The organism is Acidobacterium sp. S8 (assembly GCF_009765985.1).
Lineage (GTDB): Bacteria > Acidobacteriota > Terriglobia > Terriglobales > Acidobacteriaceae > Alloacidobacterium.
In genome coordinates this window covers 441,249-461,628 of sequence record NZ_LMUM01000034.1, presented here as the reverse complement: position 1 = coordinate 461,628, position 20,380 = coordinate 441,249, and the positions used below count along the sequence as shown (strand labels likewise).

Sequence of the window (20,380 nt, the reverse complement as noted above, 5' to 3'; positions counted from 1 at the left end):
TTTAGAAGACGTGATGTTCTTCGTCGAAGAACGTAGTTTCTGTATCCGTCGGCGCTTTCCCCTCTGCCTGTGCGCGAAGACGTGCTACCGATAGCCAATTATCCTTCTGGTTCCGTTGCGGCAGCCACTGCGGTAAAGGCATACACAGGTAGACACTGAACGCCTCTGCATACCCCTCATAGAGCGCGCGCATCTGTCGCAGTCTCTCCGCCGAGTGTGCATCCTGGCAAAGACGCACTCCCGTCTGACACATCTGGTCGTAGACCTTCTCAAACTGCTTCTCAGGCAGGCGGTCGACCATATCCTGAACCGGCGGCAGCGAAAATACCTGCGCCAAGTCCACCATCGCATGCCGCGCCATGGCAAACGTGAGCTGCGCCTGCCGCGCGGAATGGTCCTGCACTCCGGCAATCAGTAGTGCGCAGGCATCCAGAATCGCAGTAAGGGCACTTAGCCAGCTCTGGTGGGTATGCTGAGAGCGAAAATAGCACAGCAAAGGGTAGGAGATGTGACTTTCCAGCAGCTCGGCCGACCATCGTTCCCACTCTTCCAGCAAAAGAATCAGTGCGGCGCTGCCTCCCTCAAACGAATGGCGTCGCAGTAGCTCGACCGCGGATGGGGGTGATCCGGCTCGGGCGTCCAGCAGCGAAATACTCACTTCTCGCTTGGAAAACGCTCCATAGAGCACAGGAAAATAGCCGATCACCATGGCGACAAACCCCAGCCCCATGCCTGCTTCCACGATCACCAGGTCGCGGATAATGTACTGCCGGGGCACCACATCGCCCAAACCAAGCGTGAAAAGCGTAGTTCCGCTGACATAAATGTCAGAACGCAAACCGACTGTGCGCCCCAAAGGATCAGAAAATGGCGAGCCCAGAGCATAGAAAATCAGCGCAAAACCGAGAACAAGCGCGCTGGCCCATATGACAATCAGCAGGACCAGCGATAAGGGCCCATAGAAACTTAGCATCGTTTCGCGCTTGCGCTCATGCCTGACTCGGGTAGCAAGCCACGACCACGGAATCCACGTCACAATATAAAAAATGCGAGTAATACGCAGGTTGCCTGTAGCACGGCGCGGCAGAATTACTGTTTGAAAAGCATCCAGCAATGCCAGAAAAAGACACGCAATACCGGCTATCAGAGTCAGGATCTGCACAGATTTCTCTCTTTCACTGCGCCTAGAAGAGCAGGAACCTCCACCCTCCGTCAACGGTCGCTTTACGTTCTACACTGGCAACATGAGCGACCTTGGCCGCATGCTCGTCGGATTGGGACTTCTCTTTCTCACTGTCGGCGGCCTCATTCTGGTGCTCGGCAAAACCGGTCTACCGTTCGGTCGCCTCCCCGGAGATATTGCCTGGCGCGGCAAGCAAACTTCGTTCTACTTTCCGCTTGCCAGTTCCCTTCTCCTCAGCATCCTACTTTCCCTCATCTTCTACCTGATCTCGCGCTTTCGGCGATAAACTAATTTTTTGTGACCCACGCAGCATCCGAATCCGGTCCGCAGCTCGGCTTTGTCTTCGATACGCCCAAAGCGGAAACACGACGCATCTGGAAAGTAGGTGAACTCGTCGGTGAGGTGCGCTCTCACGTTGAACGCGAATATGCCGACCTGTGGGTAGAGGGCGAAATCTCAAACCTGCGCCCGGCGCCTTCCGGCCATGTGTATTTCACGCTCAAGGACGGGGATGCCCAGTTGCCGGTTGTTCTCTTTCGTCGGCAGGCATCCCTGCTGCGCTTCCGCCCCGAAGATGGCCTGCACGTTCTGGTTCGCGGCAAAGTTTCCGTCTACGAGCAGCGCGGTCAGATGCAAATCGTTGCCGAATTCATGGAGCCGGTCGGCGCAGGCTCTCTACAGGTTGCGTTCGAGCAGTTAAAGGTACGGCTGCAGCGGGAAGGACTCTTCGACCAGTCCGCAAAGAAGCCTCTGCCAGCCTTTCCACACTGCGTCGGCATCATCACGTCTCCTACGGGGGCCGTCATCCGCGACTTTCTCAGCATCGCCAATCGCCGTCATGCCGCCCTCGACATCCTGCTTTACCCCGCGCTGGTGCAGGGCGATTCCGCCGCCGCCGAAATTGCTGCGGGCATCATCTTCTTCAATCGCACACGGAAAGCCGATGTAATTGTCATCGCGCGAGGCGGCGGATCGATCGAAGACCTCGCACCCTTCAATTCGGAGTTGTTGGCGCGCGCCATTGCCGCCTCGAGTTTGCCTGTGGTTTCCGCAGTCGGCCACGAAACCGACTTCACCATTGCCGACTTTGTCGCGGATCTCCGCGCCCCCACTCCATCGGCAGCTGCCGAAATCATCACCGGCGCGCTCCACAAAGTAGAGGATCACCTTGAGTTGCTGACCTCGCGCCTGCAGCGCGCCATTCGTTATCGATTAATGCAAGCGCGAGATAACTTCGCGCGCCTCACATCAGATGCAGCCTTCGCTCGATTGCGGGAGAGCTTCGCTCGGCGCCAGCAACGGCTAGATGAGTTGCGCTTCCGCATGGATGCAGCCTGGAGCACAGCCAATCACGCTCTTTCAGCGCAATTACAACTGCTTACCAGCCGCCTGTTGCGCCAGGATGCAACTCACCTCCTTCGCCTGCTGAGGGAGCGGCTCGATGTTGTGGAAACCAGACTCACACGTGCGCAGCAAAACCGCATTCAAAACGAAAACGCATGCCTGCTCAGCCTGACTCGACAACTGCAATCCCTCTCGCCGCTCGCCGTGTTAAACCGCGGCTATGCTCTCGTCTTCGATGAACAAGGCTCCCTGGTGAAAAGCGCTGCGCAATTAGCCCCGAATCAGCGTCTCGTGACCAGGCTCGCCAATGGCAGCGTTGAGAGCCGCGTCACCGAAATCATTCCGGAAAGAAAAGTCTGAATCTATGAGAAAACTCTTTGGCACCGATGGGATTCGCGGCATAGCTGGACAGCACCCGCTCGATTCCAGAACCGTCTACGCTGTCGGACTCGCACTTGCTCACCAGGTAAAAGCTGGCAACAGCCATCCGCGCTTCGTGCTTGGCATGGACACAAGAGAAAGCAGCACGTGGATCGCCGCGGCATTGAGCGCAGGCATTACTGATGGAGGTGCGAAGGTCGAAAGTGCCGGCGTCGTCACCACACCCGCTGTCGCCTTCCTGGCACGCAAGCATGGTTTCGATGCGGGTGTAGTGATCTCAGCCTCGCACAATCCCTGGCAGGACAACGGCATCAAAGTCTTCGGCGGCAACGGTTATAAACTTCCCGACGAGACAGAATTACGCATCGAGGAAGAGATCTTTCGGCGGCTGGAGAATGCAGCTGCACCGGATCTCGCGACACTCAACGCTCCCGCCGTTAATTCTAAATTTCGCGCTGAGTATGAGGACTTCCTCAGAGCGGCTGTACCCAGTCTCAACCTCGATGGATTGCGGCTAGTGCTCGATTGTGCGAACGGAGCCGCTTCTGCCATCGCGCCTGAGCTTTTTTCTCAAATCGGAGGCAAAATCCATCTCACGCACATTGTGCCGGATGGCCGCAACATCAACGCCGATTGCGGTGCGCTGCATCCCGAAGTTGTTGCGAAGGAAACAGCGGCGTTGGGCGCAGATATCGGTGTAACCTTCGATGGCGATGCCGACCGCGCTCTCTTCGCAGACTCTACCGGAAAGGTTGTGAATGGCGATGCTGTTCTGCTGCTGGCCGCACGCGACTTGCACACTCGTAATCTTCTAAACGGCGGATTAGTGGTGGCCACGACAATGTCCAACATGGGCCTTGAAGCAGCTCTGCGCCGTGATGGTATCCAGATGCTGCGCGCACCGGTAGGAGACAAGTATGTATTGGAGCGGATGCAGAAAGAAGACGCGTCGCTCGGAGGAGAACAGTCCGGCCACATCCTTTTTCCTCATCTCGCGACAACCGGCGATGGTCTTCTGACCGCGCTCGTCGTCCTCGACATCGTTCGCCGTTCTGGCAAGTCACTACACGAGCTTATCGCCGACCTGAAAGTCTTCCCGCAAGTCATCGTCAACGTCCGCGTGAAAGAGAAAAAGCCGCTCGATGAAATTGCAACTGTTACGAGCACAATTCGCGATGCGGAAACAGCTCTCGCCGAGAACGGCCGGGTAGTGGTGCGTTACTCAGGTACAGAAGCGCTGGCTCGCGTGATGATAGAAGCGGAATCGGAGATTGTCATGCGGCATCACGCGGACCGCATCGCAGGCGCGATACGCGAAGCCATCGGCGTGTAAAAACAGCCTTACCTTGCTTCACTCAGGATGAAAACTCAACTAAGCTCAGCCATCCTGAGCGCAGCGCAGACTCTGCCTTCCCGCGCATTTTTGAATCACTTCAAGTCGCGCCAGTTCGCACCCACTCCGCAATCGGCAACAATCGGCACCTTCAACTCAACAACATGCTCCATCTCATGCTTCACCAGTGCCTGCACCCGCTCAGCTTCATCTTTCGCAACATCGAAGAGCAATTCGTCATGTACCTGTAGCGTCATCACCGTTGTCAGCTTCTCTTCTGCAAGCCGGCGATCAATCCGAATCATCGCGAGCTTGATCAGATCGGCAGCCGTTCCCTGTAGCGGAGTATTCACTGCGGTTCGCTCAGCGAATCCGCGCAGATTGGCATTGCGGCTCTGGATATCCGGGATAGGCCGCACACGCCCAAAGAGCGTACGCACCCGCTGCTCGCGCCGCACCTCATCCAGCACGCTGTCGATATACGCACGCACACCCTTATACCGCGCGAAGTATGTTTCGATATACAGTCGCGCCTCATGTTGATCGATACTCAACTGCGCCGCCAATCCGAAAGGCGAAATACCATAGACGATTCCGAAGTTCACTGCCTTGGCGCGGTTGCGCGTCTCCTTGCTCATGTGCTCCGCAGGAACGCCAAAAACCTCTGACGCCGTGAGAGTGTGAATGTCCTGACCTGTCTGATAAGCGCGCACCAGAAGCGGATCGTCAGAGAAATGTGCCATCAGCCTCAACTCAATCTGCGAATAATCGGCAGAGAAAAGCAGGCGGCCCGGCGCAGCAATAAAGGCAGCGCGAATCTCACGCCCCAGTTCCGTGCGAATAGGAATGTTCTGCAGGTTGGGATTCGTAGACGACAAACGACCTGTCGCCGTGCCGACCTGGTTGAACGTAGTGTGCACGCGGCCTTCGCGATCCGCCAGCAATGGCAGCGTATCCACGTAGTTCGATTTCAGTTTGGCAAGCTGCCGGTATTCGAGCACGAGCCTGGGCACATCATGATGTTCAGCAAGCTCCTCCAAAACATCCTGCGCCGTAGAAACCACTTTGCCTTTGCCATACTTCATCGGCTTGGGCAGATTCATCTTGTTGAAAAGCACATCGCCTAATTGCTTCGGCGAATTGACATTGAAGCGATGCCCGGATCGGTCGTAAATCTCTTCGCCAAGGCGATGAATCTCCTTCGAGAGCCGGTCGCCCATGCTCCGAAGTACACCCGAATCAATGCGCACACCAGCTTCTTCCATGCGCAGCAGAATCGACACCAGCGGGAGATCGATGGTCTCGTAAACGCTTCGCGCCTGCAGTGCGTCCACTTCGTCGCGCAGGCCCGGCGTCAATGTGCGTATCGCATGTGCCGATTCCGGCAGCTGGTTTTCTGCCGTCTCTTTCAATGGATGGCTGCTGAAGCGTGCTGCAACATCACTCAGCCTGTGTGAGGCGTGCGTGGGGTTCACCAGGTACGAGTAAAGCATCAGGTCGTCGGGCGCATTTCTCAGCTGCACTCCATAACGCTCCAATGCGCGCAGTGCGCCCTTCAGGTCGTGCGTGCTTTTCTGGACTGAAGCATCTTCCAATAGCTCTTTCACTGCATCCACTGGCACCAGCAAAGCCTTGTGCGCATCTGCCGCGACTGCAATGCGGAATTCCAGTTTTTCCGGAAGACGCGGCTCAACAGCATCCATCAGATCGAGCAGCGACATGGTCTTCAGTTCCGGTTCCCTGTCTTCGATTGCCTCGGCTTCCTGCTCACTGATCTGCTCGGCAACCGCTGTCAGCTCGGAGCTTGGCAGCGCGAAAGCGAAACCCTCCTGCTTCGCCTGCGTGATGAATGTCGCGATCTGCTCCGGCGTGGGATGGATCAGGTATTCGACAGGATGCTCCAACTCGACAGGCGCGAGTTCCTTCAGCAGCGTCGTGAACTCGAGCTCAGTAAACAGCTGTCGGCATGCGCTTACGTCCGGTGGCAGTGTTCGCATCGCATCCAGGTCCAGTTCCAGCGGAACTTCGCAATGGATCGTCACCAGCTCCTTGCTCAGCAGAATCGTGTCGCGATTGTTTTCGAGCGATTCGCGATATGTCTTGCGCTTCACCTCTGCTGCGCGATCAAGCGCAGCTTCCAGACTTCCGAATTGCTGGATCAGTTCCACCGAACCCTTGTCGCCGATTCCCGGAGCGCCCGGGATATTGTCGATGGAATCGCCACGCAACGCCATCACGTCGATGACCTTCTCCGGCGGCACGCCAAGTGTTTCTTCAACCTTCGTGCGGTCGAGGATCAGGTTGTCTTTCACCGGATTCAGGACCTTTACCTGATCGTCGACCAGCTGCAGCATGTCCTTGTCGTTCGAGACGACGTAGACGGGATAGCCATCCTGCGCGGCCTTCTTCGACAAGGTTCCGATAACGTCGTCGGCCTCAAATCCCTCAGCCTCAAGAATCGGAATATGGAAGGCCTCGAGCGCGCGACGAATATACGGCAACTGCTGCGCCAGATCCGGCGGCATTTCCGCGCGATTGGCCTTGTAGCCTCCGTAATCGACCACATCGAAGGTCTGCGTCTTGACATTGAACTTTCGCAAAGTCATCTCTTTGGCGCGTTCGTCGCGGAAGACCTTTCCGCTGATGTCGAAGACCGCCGCAAAGTATTCCGGCTGAAAGTCACGCCGCAGCTTGTTGATCATGTTCACGAAGACGTAGGTTGCCGCGGTCGGCACGCCGTTGCGCGTGGACATGGGGCGTTGCCGCTGCATCGCATGATAAGCGCGGAAGATAAACGACATTGCATCGAGCAGGAAAACAGTGGGCTTGTTCTGAGAAGGCATCAAAGCTGAGTCTACCGCTTACGAAAGGAACATGCAGTCTCCGTAGGAGAAGAAGCGATAGCCTGCTTCGACTGCGTATTTATATGCACCGAGCACAGGCTCGCGTCCGCCAAAAGCGCTGACCAGCATCAGCAGCGTCGACTGCGGTAAGTGGAAGTTCGTCAGCAGCGCGTTCACCACCCGGAATTCATATCCGGGCGAGATGAAGATGTTCGTTGCGCCGGAATGCGGTTCCAGCTTGCCTTCCTTTGCAATGCCGGCGCAGTGTTCGAGCGTGCGGACGGTTGTTGTGCCGGCGGCGACGATTCTTCGGCCATCGCGCTTCGCTGCATTCACTGCTTCAGCCGTTGCTTCAGGCAGCGTGTACCGTTCCGTGTGCAGGTGAATGTCTTCGACTTTGTCGACTCGCACTGGCTGGAAGGTTCCGAGTCCTACATGCAGTGTTACATATTCAATTTGCACGCCTTTTTCGCGCAATTTCTCGAGAATTTGCGGCGTAAAGTGCAATCCTGCGGTCGGTGCGGCGACTGAGCCGCGCTGGTCGGCGTAGACCGTCTGGTAACGCTCGCGGTCGGCAGCTTCGTCCTGGCGGTGGATGTATGGCGGCAGGGGCATGTGGCCCAGCTGCTCCAGTGCACCGTAGAAGTCGGCGGTCGGTTCGAAGCGTAGGGTGCGTTCGCCGAATTCTCCGTGCGCGATGACTTCGGCCTGCAGGACATTTTCGCCGAAGGTGAGCCTTTCTCCTGTCAGCACTTTGCGTCCGGGCCGCGCCAGGACTTTCCATTCCCATTCGCTGATCTGCTCGGTCAGCAGGACCTGAATGCGTCCGGTTGTCTCATGGCCTGCCTGCGTATGCAGTCCGGCGCGGTGTGCGAAGAGACGCGCTGGGATCACTCGGCTATTATTCAGGACCAGAACATCGCCTTCGCGCAACATATCCGGCAATTCGCGGAAGTGGTGGTCTTCGTACGTTCCTGTCTGGCGGTCGAGCGTGAGCATGCGCGCTCCTGCTCGGTCTTCGAGTGGTTTCTGAGCGATGAGTTCTTCGGGAAGGTGGAAGTTGAAATCGGAGACTTGCACTCTCCTAATTTTATCTGTGCTTCTTAAGGTGAAGAATCCCAGGGCTAAAGCCCTCTAACATTCTTCCTTCTTCACCGGCCTGAAGGCCGGTGCTTCTACCGTTGCCTTGCTTTCGCAAGGCTTCGCTCATGATGACGGCCTTTTTAGATTTGTATGTGTCGTTCTGCGTTGAATCTGGCTCGTTCTATGGCTTCGTTCAGTTCCTGGCGTTTGGATTCCAGAGTTGTTGCGTCGGCATCGGGGGCTGGCGGGGTTACGGAGCGCGACCAGCTTACGATGACGCGGGAAAACGGCTTCGGAATCAGGAAGCGGTCCCAGGAGTTCAAGACCCAGGCATGCTCGGGAAGCAGGTAGAAGCTGCCGATTTGCTCCTGCGCCATCTGCGCCAGCTTCACCGGACCCATCTTGGTCTGGTAGATCGGGCCTCGCGGGCCGTCGGCGGTGAAGATTACCGCTTCACCCTTTACCAGGACGTCCTGCAGGGCGAACAGTCCGGCTGCGCCTCCGCGTGAGCTTGAGCCGCGAACGCTGCCGAAGCCCAGGATGCCGAGGGTTCTGGCAATTAGTTCTCCGTCGAAGCTGCGGCTGATGAGAATCGTGCAGCGGTATTTGCGGAAGTACCAGCCGCAAGGCAGCGTGCACTGGTGCCAGAAGCAGAAGATTCCTTTCGGGGGCGGCGTGGCCGGGGTGGCTCCCTCCTCGGCGATGACCTTGAAGCGCAGGGTCATGCCGATCGCGGCCAGAATCGCCGCAGTCAGGCGCGGCACAATGGCCAGCACAATGCGCTGTGAGACGGAGAAGCCTGAGTCTTGCCGGGTCGTCACGCACCTGATTCTACCCGGTACTACCCCCTCCCCCCTATGTCAGCTGCCCGTTCTTTTGTTTTCAATAAGTTAGCGGGGAATTATCCCCCGCTATCTCCATGATTCAAATAGGGTTACCTGCGGTTGTGTATTTTCAACTACTTAGCTGGGGGTCCTTATTTCTGCAGGTAGATGTTCGCCAGGCGAAAGGGCTTCTGGCCATAGTTTTCTATCTCAAGCTCATTCTTTTTGTTGAACTTGATTTTGCAGACAGGCGCCAGCTTGCCGGTGCCCTTGCCATTTTGATCCACGTCCAGCACGGCAATTCCGAATTGATAGTCAGTCGAGCGTCCTCCACGGTAGACCTCCCCGAACGACATAGGACGGTCGGTGACCATGACGATGTGCAGGCCGCCGTTTGCTGTCTTTTTGAACCGGGCAAAGCGAAAGCCGTTGCCTACGTAGCCTGTAGGAGAAAGCCGTCCTACGTCGTCAATCTTCTCCATCGCCTTCACCAGCGCATCGGGACCGCCCTGCTGCAGCGTGGCAATGTAGTCCTTTACCTGCTGATCGCTTGTCCACGCCGTGATAAAGACGGTGACGCCAAAGCTCTTGCCGGCCAGCGAGCCCGCCTGACCAAAAGCCGTCGCGGCAAATTGCCGTGGTAAATCTGAAAGGGGCTTGCTATCGCCGTTTTGGGCAAATGCGTTGGACAGCAGGAACCCTGACATAAGAAACAGCAGAGTTACTGCCTGAAGCTTTCTTGATCGCAATGTCTTTCTCCCGGGTGGAACCTTAGAACTTAATCTCGAACCACATTAGGCTCTAAGGCTGGTCTTGTCAGCTAACATTTCTTGCAGTCAACTCGCTCAACTCCATTTCGGCGGGGGCAAATTTACGCTCAAACGAAAAGCCCGCCAATCGGCGGGCTTTTTTTCTCTATATCCAGAATAGCAGTTTCAGCTAAATTATCTGCCAAATTCAGAGTCTTTTATGCGGCTTGTTTTCAGTTGCTTGCGAATTATTTTGCATTTTAGGGGCTTGACAGGAGTCCGCTCTATTCCTTCGGATTGCGCTCCGAACAGCGGCAGCAAGGTATAGCTCTTCGTTTTATTCGCCGGGCTGAAGCCCGGGCTTCTACCCTAAATTCCGCTTGCTGGTTTGATTTTGAATCCCAAATCTCAAAATCGAGACTGGAGTACTCCAGCACCAAATTATTCCTCGGACTAAACCCTGAATTTTTGCTCACTGATTTGAATTCCTGAATTTTAAGCCTCTCAAATCGGACCTACACTCCCAGACTAGACCTAAGGAAGTACAACTTCTGTAACCTATATACGCATTACTTTTTTGCTACGTTGATAGCATTATGCTCAAGATCCTCCCCCTCGCTCTTTTTACGTTGTCTTTAATGGGCTCGGCGACCGCGCAACAGCGCGCGTCTCGGGCCTATGATTTCTTAAATTCTGTCGGCGTCAATACACACTTCACCTACACGGACACGGCATACTATCAGCAACCGTCAACCCTGATCCAAGCCCTCCAAGATCTGCATGTCAGCCATATTCGCGACGGGCTCTCTTATTCGTGGATCGCTCCCAACCTTTACGCAATTCATGCCATGCTCGCACAAGCCGGAATCCATGCAGACCTGGTTACGCCCAACCCGCAAAGCGGCGCAACGGCGGCGCAGCTGGACGCACTGCTGCCTAATTATCCAGATGTGGAAGCGCTCGAAGGCCCCAACGAATACGACCAGACGGATGATCCGAACTGGGCCGCCGATCTCAAGGCATATCTGCCGACCGTGTGGCAGGCAGGCGAGAATGCTCAGTTACCAGTGATTGGGCCTTCGTTTACTCAGCCAACATCATATCCGGCCATCGGCGTCATTTCCGGATACATGAACTTCAATAATCTGCATGCCTATTGGGGCGGCAGGAATCCGGAAACCTGGGGATGGGGAGGACTCGATACTCAGGGACACGCATACGGTTCATTCAAGTGGAGCATGGATAAATTGAATATGGATGGGCCCGACGTGCCGGTGATCATGACCGAGAGCGGCTACGTTGCCAATCAAACGCCTACGCAAGGCGCTATCTCGGAATCGATCGAAGCCGTGTATGCGCCGCGTCTGCTGCTGCACGCGTGGAACGAGGGCATCTCGCGTACGTATATCTACGAGCTGATGGATGATCCTTCTTCGACCACCGGCTATGGACTGCTGCGATACGACTTATCGCCGCGACCAGCGTATACGGCGATCGCCAATCTTACAAAACTGCTCTCGGATGAACAGGGCAGCTTTGCGCCCGATACGCTCAACTATTCTTTAACCGGCAATACCATGGGGGTCGAAACAAGTCTGTTCGAGAAGCAGGATGGTTCCTTCTGGCTGGCGATCTGGTTGAAAGGCAGCATCTATGATGTGGACGCTCAGAATCCAACGCCCCTCGATCATCAGAGAGTGCGGATATCGGTATCCGGAGGCCAAAGCGTTCGCTGCATCTGGACCTTTGACGAGGCGGGAAACATGACTCCATTTTCACTGAACCGGGCGACTGTGAGCCTTTCTGTCAACAGCACTATCAGGGTGCTCAGGATCAGCTAGGGTTCTACCTTCGCTGGGCGATGAAGGCCGCCCGGTGAGGCGTTTTCTCGTGCGCTGTCCTTTATGGGGTCGTAGTTGGTCCCAGATCTCTCAGAAGCGAGCCTGGGGCACCCGGCGAGGTGCTGGAATATTAATCGTCCCCGCGCATTTGACGTATCTGCTCGGTTATCTCAGCAGCCTGTACCCGGTCGGTCCACGACGCAGCCTCGTTGCCATCCGCGTCAATGTTTACGATGAGGTTGTCCACCAACCGCGCAAGTAGCCACGGGTTATGACCACAGATGATTTGACCAGTCCATCTTACGCCCTCAATCATCGGAAACTCCGCCGTATAAGGCTGTGCCTGTTTACGCAAACGCCAAGCCACTTTCTCAGAGAGTGCTGCCTCTCTGTGATACAGGAGCTCAACAATCTCAAGCACGCGTTCAGGTGACAAGCGTGGAGAAAGAATCTCTACTACGTTTTTTTGTGGTTCCCCATTATTCCCGCACCACTCCCTTGTAATTAGCCATGCACTAAATCCATGCCGACGTTTCATTCGCCGATTCTAATTCCGGCCGTAGAAAAATTTAGTATCGCCTAGCGACGGTTAGTCTTGCCTTTGCAAGACCAATTCGCACGAGCTTTGCTCGTGCGGGTCCTTCGACTGCGCGCTACGCGCTACGCTCAGGATGACGGCGTGTTGGGATTGTGTCCCTAGGAGTAGCGGAGCCAGCGGAGCATTTCAGGGACGGTGGCTCGTTTGCCGTACATCAGGATGCCGATGCGGTAGATGCGGGATGCAAACCAGACCACGACGACGACCGATAGAAGCAGCAGCACAATCGATAAGGCGATTTGCCATAATGGCGGAAACTGCGAGGCGATGCGCAGGAACATGGCGATAGGCGCGCAGGGCGGGAAGAGCGATATGGCCACCGACCAGAACGAATTTGGATTGCTGACGATGAAGGTGATCATGCTGAAGCTGAGCCAGACGGGCACGGCGGCCAGCGGCGCGTACTGCTGTAGCTCCTGCTCGCTTTCGCAGGTGGCGGCGAGTCCGGCGAAGAGCGTGCTGTAGAGGGCGTAACCCAGCAGGAAGTAGACGGCGAAGAGAATAATTTCGATGGCCGAGATTTGAATCTTCAGTCCGCCGGACATGAGGCTGGCGGCGAGAGCGGTGCTCGAAAACAACAAAGCAGCAGCGGCCCAGATGGCGAGCTGCGAGAGGCCGACGGCTCCGATGCCGATGAGCTTTCCGGCGAGCATGTCGGTGGGCTTGACGGTCGAGAGCATGACTTCAAAGATGCGCGAGGTCTTTTCCTGAATGACGGAGCGGCCTACGTTCATGCCGTACATCATGACGGTGAAGGTAAGCAGGAAGGCCATGATGTAGGCGGCGAAGAAGGAACCGAGCGTGCTGCTGCCGACTTCTTTGCCGTTCTTCACCTGTTCGGTTTCAATCTTTACGCCTTTGGTCAGCGAATCGATATCATCGGTCGGGATGCCATGCGAGGAGAGGCGCTGCTGCACGATGGCGTGATCGACGGCGTCGGAGAGTCGAGATTCGGTCGCGAAGTCGCCGGAGGAGCGCCCGACGAAAGTGGCATTGGGATTGGTCGCATTGGCGTCGGTGGTGAGCCAGAGGAAGCCGTCGAGCTGCTTCTGGTCTATTTTCGAAATCAATTGCTGGCGGTCAGACTCAGCTGCGGGCGCGAGCACGTCGACGCTCATGTGCGCGTCTTTATCGGCGAGCAGTTTTTCGCGGATGCGGCTGGCGAGAGGCGCGTCATTGGCGGCAATTACGATGTGCTTGCCCTGTCCGGAATTCTTACTGGCGAAGACCGAGATGCCAATGATGGCACCAAAGATGACGGGGATGAGGATCGTCGTGACCTTGAAGGCCTTGCCCCGCACCTGTTCCAGAAATTCGCGCTTCGCGATGAGCAGGATCTCATGCATCGACTTTTTCTCCCACGGTCTGAATGAAGATCTCTTCGAGCGACGGCTCAACTAATTCGAACTTGAAGATGGTCGCCTTCTGCATGGCTTCGCGCAGGAGGCTTTGCGCGTCGGCATGCGGCTTGAGGCGGATTTCGACGTGTCCGGCGTAATCCTTGTATTCGGCAATCGCCGGGTGCTGGAGGAAGGAATTGTCGCCTTCAAACTGCATCACGACGCGATCGCGCTCATATCGTGATTTGACTTCGCGCATGCCGCCGGAGAGCACGGCCTGTCCTGCATGGATGAGGCAGATGGCGTCGCAGAGTTTCTCGACCTGGTCCATGCGGTGCGTCGAAAACAGGATCGCTTTGCCCGCGTTTTTGAGATCGATAAGCGTGTCCTGCAGCAGGACGGCGTTGACGGGGTCGAGGCCTGAGAAAGGCTCGTCCATAATGATGAGCTCGGGGTCGTGCATGAGCGTAGAGATGAACTGAATCTTCTGTTGCATGCCCTTGGAGAGCTCTTCGGTTTTCTTGTCAGCAGCTTCGAGAATCTGCATGCGCTCACACCAGTCGTGTGCGCGGCGGCCTGCGGTGGCCTTGTCGAGGCCGCGCAGTTCGCCCATGAAAACGAGCTGATCCATGACCTTCATCTTCTTGTAGAGGCCGCGTTCTTCAGGCAGATAGCCGACCTGCCTGAGGGTTTCGCGCGCGAAGGGCTTGCCCAGCAGGCTTACGCTGCCAGAGTCGGGCATGGTGATGCCGACCATCATGCGGATGCTCGAAGTCTTTCCTGAGCCGTTAGGTCCGAGCAGCCCGAACATGGTGCCCGCTTCAATGCGCAGGCTCAGTTCTCGAACGGCGGCTTTCTTCTCATAGGATTTGGAAATGCGGTCCAGTTCAACAACTGCGGCCATGTATGAAATTTCTCCAGCGGGGGTCGCTGCCAGTGTAACTTATCCGGATTTGATCGGATGGGAAGTGAACGATCCCATGTCTCAGGATCGAGACATGCGGCACCGAGCCGGTGCTTCTATCCTGCTGCCGCGTCGCGCGATTAGCTCTCCCACCCTTTCGCAGACTGCGCGAAAGGATGGGGGCACCCAGCTCCTTCGTTCCTGATAGCATCCATTTTGTGGTGGGGCTTGATACGCAGGTTCAATACGTCAAAGGCATTGGTCCGCAGATTGCGCAGACGCTTGCCGCCAAAGGGATTTCTACAGTTGAAGACCTGTTGTATCACCTGCCGTTTCGCTATGAGGACCGGCTGCATCCGATGCCTTTGAGCGAGCTGAAGCCGGGCGAGATGGCGAGCGTGATCGGCGAGGTGCGCGGCACGGTGCTGCTGCGAACGCGCAGTATACCGATCTTCGAGATGACGGTGGGGCAAGGCATTTCATCGCTGAAGTGCATGTGGTTCCACGGAACGTATCTGAAAGACAAGTTCAAGCACGGACAGATGCTCGCGGTTTACGGCAAGGTCGAGGCATCGCGCTCAGGCCGCGGCTACAAGATGATTCAGCCGCAGGTGGAGATACTTTCTGCAGACGAGGACGAGAGTGAGCTGCTGGAAGTCGGGCGCATCGTGCCGGTATATGAATCGCTCGGTGGCAATAAGCTGACGACACGGTGGCTGCGACGGATCGTCTACAACCTGCTTGAGGAATTAGACGGGCATCTTCCTGAGACGCTGCCGCGTGCGCTGGTGGAGCGGCTCTCTTTGCCGGGACGTGCAGAAGCGCTGCGCGGCGTGCATTTCCCGCCACCGGGCACGCCGATGACGCAGCTGCAGGCTTCCGGAACGCTGGCGCACAGGCGGCTGATTTTTGAAGAGCTGTTTTATCTGGAGATGGGGCTGGAGTTGAAGCGACGGCGCTTCAAGGAGCGCGCCGGGATTGCTTTCGAGACGGCGAAGAAAGTACGCGAGGCGATCCGCGAGATTCTGCCCTTTCATCCGACGACCGCGCAGAAAAATGCGCTGGCCGAGATTGTCGCCGACATGCGAAGGCCGTCGCCGATGCGCCGGCTGCTGCAGGGGGATGTCGGTTCAGGAAAGACTATTGTCGCACTGCAGGCGATGCTGGTGGCCATTGAGAACGGCTACCAGGCGGCGCTGATGGCCCCTACGGAAATTCTTGCAACGCAGCATTATCTTGCGGCCCGCAAGCTGCTGGAGCGCTCGTCAAAGCCGTACAGAATTGTTCTGCTGACCGGATCGCTCGATGCCGACGTGAAGAAGCTGAATCGCAGCAAGATTTATCAGGGCGAGGCCGATGTCGTCATCGGCACGCACGCGCTCATCGAGGAAAAAGTCGAGTTCGACAAGCTTGGGCTCATCGTCGTAGATGAGCAGCATCGTTTCGGCGTACTGCAGCGCTTTCGGCTGATGAAGAAGCCAACCGATGCGGAGCCTGATGTGCTGGTGATGACGGCGACACCGATTCCGCGGACGCTGGCGCTTTCCCTCTATGGCGATCTCGATTTGAGCGTGCTGGATGAGCTGCCTCCGGGGCGCACTCCGATTGTCACGCGCAAGGTTTCCGACGAGCGTGCCGATGAAGTCTGGAAGTTTGTGCGTGAGCAGGTTGGGCGTGGACATCAGGCGTATGTTGTTTATCCGGTGATTGAGGGGGCAAAGGACGATCAGCCGGAGTTGGATTTCGCTCCGCCCGATCCCGAAGAGGAACCGAAGCCAAAAAAATCCGCGAAGAAGACGAAGACAGCGGCGCTTTTTGAGAAGCCTTCGCTGAAGGCAGCTACCGATATGTATGAGGCGCTGCGGACCGGAGCTCTGTCAGGGTTGCGGCTGGGGTTGCTGCATGGGCGGTTGGATTCTGACGAGAAAGAAATTGTCATGCGTCGCTTCCAACGGGGCGAGATTGACGTGCTCATCTCAACTACCGTCATCGAAGTCGGCGTGGATGTGCCCAACGCGACTGTCATGGTCATCGAGCATGCGGAGCGCTTCGGGCTGGCCCAGTTGCACCAGCTTCGCGGACGCGTAGGACGCGGCGCGGCGAAGTCCTATTGCATACTGATGACGGGCGGCAGGGTTTCCGAGCAGGGCGAGGAGCGGCTGGGAGCCATGGTGCGCACGCAGAATGGCTTCGAGCTGGCTGAACTGGACCTGCAGCTGCGCGGGCCGGGGGAATTCTTCGGCACACGGCAGGCTGGGTTGCCGGATTTTCGCGTGGCGAACCTTGTTCGCGATCGCGATCTGCTGGAACTGGCGAAGGCTGAGGCGGCGCGGTTTGTGGAAAAGCCTGAAGGGACGGAAGACGAGAAGAAGCTGGTGCGCACGCGGCTGCGGGAGGCGTGGCAGCGGCGTTATGGGCTGGTCGAAGCGGGATGAGCTATCCCACCCTTTGCTGCGCAAAGGATGGGGCACCCAAATTTTATTGGTTGGCGATGAGGTACCCACACCCATGTCTCAAAAGCGAGACATGGGGCACCCGCTCCGATCGGAATGACAACTCTTATGTTTAGGTCAGCTCGACGGGGTGGTGAAAATTCCGGTGATTGCTGTCGAGCGGAGCGGCCAGGACAAGCAGGCGAACGCGGGCGACCTCAAAGCCTTTGCTGGCCAGCAGATTTTTGGTGCACTGGCACAATTCGGTCATGCTGATGTGGGCGTCGCGGCTCAGCTCCAGCCCGGCGGCAATCAGAACGCTATAAACTTCAAGGCTGACTGCGCGGGCGAATTCAAAGCTCATTTCCACGGTGTCGGAGCCGGGCATGCTGCGGGAAAGCACCCAGCCGCCGCAGGAGAGCACAGCGCCGGTTAAAAACCGCAGTACACGCTGCGGATCGTCGGCACAGGTGGCCGTCAGCTTCAAATCCCAATCGACGAGTTCGTCCGCTTCCATCACACATACATGATCGGTCCAGAGAAGGCCAATCTTCATCGTTACCCTGAAACTCTTTGGTATAGATACGTAACCTGCTGTGCTACCGTGCAAAGAGGAAAAATTCTGCTCATGCTGGTGGGTACAGGAATCGACATTGTGGAAATAGATCGGATCGCCCAGTCCATTGCGCGTTACGGAGAGCGTTTCCTGGGAAAAATATTCACGCCGGTCGAAATCGCCTACTGTCAGCGCAAAAAGAACGCGGCAGAGAGTTTCGCCGCGCGTTTTGCTGCCAAGGAAGCAGGCGCGAAGGCTCTGGGGACGGGCATTCAGCATGGCGTGACCTGGAAGGAAATCGAAGTGCGGCGGTTGCCGGGACATCGGCCCACATTGCACCTGAGCGGACGGGCGATGGAGTTTGCCGAGCGTCTCGGAGTGAAGCATGTCTCACTTTCAATCACCCATACGGCAACGCTGGCAATGGCCTCGGTCCAACTTGAAAACGAACAGTAAGGCATAGATTTGTATCGTTTTGCAACGGCTGGCAGGCGGTTGCCATCCAAACGAAAGCCAAGCCGCAATCGAGTATGTTTGATATTCTCAAGGCGCGATAGAAGTCTTTCCATTCCGGTTTTGTGAACGAGGGGGCAGTGCCAAGCCAGCAGGAAGTTCAGTGGTCACAACTGAAAGTCGGCGTATTAGTGCTGGTGGCGCTTGTCTCGCTCACAGCGCTCATTTTCCTCATGTCCGGCAACACGGGCGGCTTTTTAGCAGGCAAGATCACGGTGCGTTCTTATTTTGAGAATGCAGCAGGGCTCAAGGTCGGCGCTCCTGTCAACCTTGAGGGCGTTACCGTCGGCACCGTCAAAAGTATTCGCATCGTCCCTGAGCGCAAGCTGACTCCTGTGGAGGTGATCATGCGCCTCAGCAAGAAGTTCCAGCCCGCGATTCACGCAGATTCGAAAACCAGCCTCGAAACCATCGGTGTGCTCGGAGACACGGTCCTCGATATCAACAGCAAGTTTGCGACCGGTGCTGCGATCCAGAACAACGCGGAACTGCAGACCACAGAGACGCCGAATCTCACCGACGTCATTAAATCCAGCCAGGGCACCATTGAGCAGCTGAATACCATTCTGGCCAAGGTCGACAATCTCGTAGACGCGCTCAACACGGGCAAAGGCTCCATCGGTATGCTCATCAACGATCCCAGCCTCTATAACAGAGCGGTGGCCACGTTGAACGAGATCCAGCAGCTCGTCGATGAGGTGGGCAACGGTAAAGGTTCCATCGGCAAGCTGATTGCCGACGACACGCTCTATAACCGCGCCAACGCCACGGTGGGCAAGCTCCAGGATGTCGCCAACCAGATCGACAGCGGCAACGGTACTATCGGAAAACTGCTCAAGGACGAGACCCTTTACAACAATCTGCGCGAATCGACAGCAAGCCTGAACGCTCTGCTCAAGGACGTGAACGCAGGTAAAGGCGGCCTGGGCCTGATCGCGAAAGACCCGCAGTTTGCCAACAAGCTGAACGATACCGTTACCAGGCTCGATTCCATCCTGAACCGGGTCGACAACGGTGAAGGTACCATCGGTCAGCTCATGGTCAATAAAGACCTCTACAACCACACCGACGAGATGATCCAGAACACGAACAATTTGATAACGGCTGTGCGCCAGAACCCGAAAAAGTATCTGACGATCCACATGAAGATTTTCTGATGCTGAGTTATCACTTCATCGCCAGTTTTTAATCGCGATGCCGATTTCTCCGGCGCTACACTTACTTCTTCTTGGCTGCCCGTTGAGCGAGCGCTGCGGAGTTGGCCGCCACCGCGGCGCGGATGAGTTGCCTGAAGGCATCTTCGTTGATTTTCTCCCCTTCGCGGAAGTCGATCGCACGCTGCACGTTCCCCTCCAGGCTGGAATTGAAGAGTTTTTGGGGATCCTTGATGGAGGCTCCGCGAGCAAATGTGAGCTTGACGGCTTGTTTGTACGATTCCCCGGTGCAAACGATGCCGTCGTGGGACCAGACAGGAGTTCCCGGGGATTTTAGCTTCTCCCATTTCCACTCCTCCTCAATGTCGGGATCGGCTTCGTGGATGAGATGACGAAGATGGGCGAGGGTCTGTCCTCTCCAATCGCCCAGGTCTTCAATCCGCTTCGTGATCTTCGCTGAAGCGGCCGCGTCATTTGGACTACTTGTGGTCTTCATGTTTTCTCCGAACATGCACTTCCCTTTTCGATGCCGACGTTATTGCAGCCCGGCGATAACCTGTTCCAGGCCGCCGATGAACCTCTTCCAGCCGTACTGAGCGCCCTTGTAGCTGGCGTCCTGATCGGATGGGAAGCCGGAATGCTCCATGCGCAGGAGTGTGCCGCCTTCTGTCGCGACCAGCGTCCAGAAGACTACGCTCTCAAGCCCTAACGTTCCCCAGCTATAGGAGAGTTTCCTGTTGGGTTCGACGACCAGGACTTCGCAATTGATGATGCCGTCCCAGTTCGGCACAGGTGTGGAGCGCAAGTTGAACGAGTGACCCGCAACCGGCTGAAAGTCATTCTTCATCAGCCATTGTTCAATCAGGGAACTTTCGGTGAGCGCCCGCCACACTTTCTCTGGCGGATAAGGGAATTCCCTTTCCACAATAACGGAATGGGTAGAAGTATCAGGCGTCGTCATTTGTCCATCCTTTTCAATAGGTCTTCGAGTTGATCAAATCTGCTATGCCAGAAGGCGCCATAGTGGCCGATCCAGTCCACGAGCGGCGCGAGAGCTTCGGGTCTGGCCTGGTAATGGGTTTCGCGTCCCTGGCGGCGGTTGTGTACTAGCTTCGCGCGCTTGAGCGCGGCCAGATGCTTCGAAACCATCGGCTGCGACACACCGGCGCGCTCAGTCAACGCGTGTACGGTCTGTTCACCGTCGCGGGTCAGCCGTTCGAAGATAGCTCGGCGAGTCGGATCGGCGAGGGCTCTGAAGAGATTATCTGCAGCGCACGGCATGTTGAAACCATAACCATATGG

Annotated in this window: 19 protein-coding genes; 7 read left to right on the top strand and 12 right to left on the bottom strand. The window is 56.6% G+C overall.

What is annotated here, in order from left to right:
- Position 1: 1 nt before the first annotated feature.
- Entirely contained in the window at positions 2-1,162 is a 1,161-nt protein-coding gene (locus GSQ86_RS17195) for a potassium channel family protein (RefSeq protein ID WP_158751151.1), read from the bottom strand.
- Positions 1,163-1,244: 82 nt separating this feature from the next.
- Between GSQ86_RS17195 and GSQ86_RS17190 the strand changes: the two genes are divergently transcribed.
- The 3 genes from GSQ86_RS17190 to glmM are packed head-to-tail and all read left to right on the top strand — an operon-like array spanning position 1,245 to position 4,241.
- Positions 1,245-1,469: a DUF2905 domain-containing protein gene (locus GSQ86_RS17190; protein ID WP_158751150.1), complete on the top strand. Its 225-nt coding sequence runs from the start codon at positions 1,245-1,247 to the stop codon at positions 1,467-1,469.
- 11 nt (positions 1,470-1,480) lie between these two features.
- Positions 1,481-2,887, top strand: coding sequence for an exodeoxyribonuclease VII large subunit (xseA, locus tag GSQ86_RS17185; protein ID WP_158751149.1), 1,407 nt, complete (start codon positions 1,481-1,483; stop codon positions 2,885-2,887).
- A gap of 4 nt (positions 2,888-2,891) precedes the next feature.
- Complete coding sequence (gene glmM / locus GSQ86_RS17180; RefSeq protein WP_158751148.1) at positions 2,892-4,241, top strand: phosphoglucosamine mutase; 1,350 nt, start codon at positions 2,892-2,894, stop codon at positions 4,239-4,241.
- A gap of 95 nt (positions 4,242-4,336) precedes the next feature.
- Here the strand turns inward: glmM and polA are convergent, their stop codons facing one another.
- From polA to GSQ86_RS17160, 4 genes are all read right to left on the bottom strand, one after another.
- Complete coding sequence (gene polA, locus GSQ86_RS17175; RefSeq protein WP_158751147.1) at positions 4,337-7,084, bottom strand: DNA polymerase I; 2,748 nt, start codon at positions 7,082-7,084, stop codon at positions 4,337-4,339.
- A gap of 18 nt (positions 7,085-7,102) precedes the next feature.
- Complete coding sequence (gene queA, locus GSQ86_RS17170; protein WP_158751146.1) at positions 7,103-8,164, bottom strand: tRNA preQ1(34) S-adenosylmethionine ribosyltransferase-isomerase QueA; 1,062 nt, start codon at positions 8,162-8,164, stop codon at positions 7,103-7,105.
- Between the two features lie 143 nt (positions 8,165-8,307).
- Complete coding sequence (locus GSQ86_RS17165; RefSeq protein WP_158751145.1) at positions 8,308-8,988, bottom strand: lysophospholipid acyltransferase family protein; 681 nt, start codon at positions 8,986-8,988, stop codon at positions 8,308-8,310.
- Between the two features lie 155 nt (positions 8,989-9,143).
- On the bottom strand, positions 9,144-9,740 hold the full coding sequence (locus GSQ86_RS17160; RefSeq protein WP_158751144.1) for a hypothetical protein: 597 nt from the start codon (positions 9,738-9,740) through the stop codon (positions 9,144-9,146).
- Between the two features lie 596 nt (positions 9,741-10,336).
- On the opposite strand from GSQ86_RS17160, the gene GSQ86_RS17155 reads away from it, so the two are divergent.
- A complete protein-coding gene (locus GSQ86_RS17155) occupies positions 10,337-11,581 on the top strand; it encodes a hypothetical protein (protein ID WP_158751143.1) in 1,245 nt (414 codons plus the stop codon).
- A 130-nt stretch (positions 11,582-11,711) separates the two neighbouring features.
- Here the strand turns inward: GSQ86_RS17155 and GSQ86_RS17150 are convergent, their stop codons facing one another.
- The 3 genes from GSQ86_RS17150 to GSQ86_RS17140 all read right to left on the bottom strand — a co-directional run bounded on the left by GSQ86_RS17150 (position 11,712) and on the right by GSQ86_RS17140 (position 14,423).
- Entirely contained in the window at positions 11,712-11,936 is a 225-nt protein-coding gene (locus tag GSQ86_RS17150) for a hypothetical protein (protein WP_158751142.1), read from the bottom strand.
- A 341-nt stretch (positions 11,937-12,277) separates the two neighbouring features.
- Complete coding sequence (locus tag GSQ86_RS17145; RefSeq protein ID WP_158751141.1) at positions 12,278-13,525, bottom strand: ABC transporter permease; 1,248 nt, start codon at positions 13,523-13,525, stop codon at positions 12,278-12,280.
- A complete protein-coding gene (locus GSQ86_RS17140; RefSeq protein WP_158751140.1) occupies positions 13,518-14,423 on the bottom strand; it encodes an ABC transporter ATP-binding protein in 906 nt (301 codons plus the stop codon). The genes GSQ86_RS17145 and GSQ86_RS17140 overlap by 8 nt, the downstream gene beginning before the upstream one ends.
- Positions 14,424-14,599: 176 nt before the next feature.
- Between GSQ86_RS17140 and recG the strand changes: the two genes are divergently transcribed.
- On the top strand, positions 14,600-16,858 hold the full coding sequence (recG, locus tag GSQ86_RS17135; RefSeq protein WP_158751139.1) for an ATP-dependent DNA helicase RecG: 2,259 nt from the start codon (positions 14,600-14,602) through the stop codon (positions 16,856-16,858).
- A 130-nt stretch (positions 16,859-16,988) separates the two neighbouring features.
- On the opposite strand, the gene GSQ86_RS17130 is transcribed toward recG, so the two are convergent.
- Positions 16,989-17,411, bottom strand: a complete 423-nt coding sequence (locus GSQ86_RS17130) for a hypothetical protein (RefSeq protein WP_158751138.1) — start codon at positions 17,409-17,411, stop codon at positions 16,989-16,991.
- Positions 17,412-17,483: 72 nt separating this feature from the next.
- On the opposite strand from GSQ86_RS17130, the gene acpS reads away from it, so the two are divergent.
- Entirely contained in the window at positions 17,484-17,867 is a 384-nt protein-coding gene (acpS, locus tag GSQ86_RS17125) for a holo-ACP synthase (RefSeq protein WP_158751137.1), read from the top strand.
- Between the two features lie 137 nt (positions 17,868-18,004).
- Positions 18,005-19,081 carry an MlaD family protein gene (locus GSQ86_RS17120; protein ID WP_158751136.1) on the top strand — a complete coding sequence of 359 codons (1,077 nt, stop codon included), beginning with the start codon at positions 18,005-18,007 and terminating at the stop codon, positions 19,079-19,081.
- A gap of 61 nt (positions 19,082-19,142) precedes the next feature.
- On the opposite strand, the gene GSQ86_RS17115 is transcribed toward GSQ86_RS17120, so the two are convergent.
- The 3 genes from GSQ86_RS17115 to GSQ86_RS17105 are packed head-to-tail and all read right to left on the bottom strand — an operon-like array spanning position 19,143 to position 20,359.
- Positions 19,143-19,574, bottom strand: coding sequence for a DUF1801 domain-containing protein (locus GSQ86_RS17115; protein ID WP_158751135.1), 432 nt, complete (start codon positions 19,572-19,574; stop codon positions 19,143-19,145).
- A 39-nt stretch (positions 19,575-19,613) separates the two neighbouring features.
- The gene (locus GSQ86_RS17110; RefSeq protein WP_158751134.1) at positions 19,614-20,039 is read right to left on the bottom strand and encodes an SRPBCC domain-containing protein; all 426 of its coding nucleotides are present in this window, start codon (positions 20,037-20,039) and stop codon (positions 19,614-19,616) included.
- Positions 20,036-20,359: a helix-turn-helix transcriptional regulator gene (locus tag GSQ86_RS17105; RefSeq protein WP_158751133.1), complete on the bottom strand. Its 324-nt coding sequence runs from the start codon at positions 20,357-20,359 to the stop codon at positions 20,036-20,038. The genes GSQ86_RS17110 and GSQ86_RS17105 overlap by 4 nt, the downstream gene beginning before the upstream one ends.
- Between the last annotated feature and the right edge of the window lie 21 nt (positions 20,360-20,380).

Bases quoted from the DNA above. Each gene is read 5' to 3' on its own strand.
- GSQ86_RS17190 (WP_158751150.1), top strand. From the start codon at position 1,245: ATGAGCGACCTTGGCCGCATGCTCGTCGGATTGGGACTTCTCTTTCTC.
- glmM (WP_158751148.1), top strand. From the start codon at position 2,892: ATGAGAAAACTCTTTGGCACCGATGGGATTCGCGGCATAGCTGGACAG.
- polA (WP_158751147.1), bottom strand. From the start codon at position 7,084: ATGCCTTCTCAGAACAAGCCCACTGTTTTCCTGCTCGATGCAATGTCG.
- GSQ86_RS17155 (WP_158751143.1), top strand. From the start codon at position 10,337: ATGCTCAAGATCCTCCCCCTCGCTCTTTTTACGTTGTCTTTAATGGGC.
- GSQ86_RS17145 (WP_158751141.1), bottom strand. From the start codon at position 13,525: ATGCATGAGATCCTGCTCATCGCGAAGCGCGAATTTCTGGAACAGGTG.
- GSQ86_RS17140 (WP_158751140.1), bottom strand. From the start codon at position 14,423: ATGGCCGCAGTTGTTGAACTGGACCGCATTTCCAAATCCTATGAGAAG.
- recG (WP_158751139.1), top strand. From the start codon at position 14,600: ATGGGGGCACCCAGCTCCTTCGTTCCTGATAGCATCCATTTTGTGGTG.
- GSQ86_RS17130 (WP_158751138.1), bottom strand. From the start codon at position 17,411: ATGAAGATTGGCCTTCTCTGGACCGATCATGTATGTGTGATGGAAGCG.
- acpS (WP_158751137.1), top strand. From the start codon at position 17,484: ATGCTGGTGGGTACAGGAATCGACATTGTGGAAATAGATCGGATCGCC.
- GSQ86_RS17115 (WP_158751135.1), bottom strand. From the start codon at position 19,574: ATGAAGACCACAAGTAGTCCAAATGACGCGGCCGCTTCAGCGAAGATC.
- GSQ86_RS17110 (WP_158751134.1), bottom strand. From the start codon at position 20,039: ATGACGACGCCTGATACTTCTACCCATTCCGTTATTGTGGAAAGGGAA.
- GSQ86_RS17105 (WP_158751133.1), bottom strand. From the start codon at position 20,359: ATGCCGTGCGCTGCAGATAATCTCTTCAGAGCCCTCGCCGATCCGACT.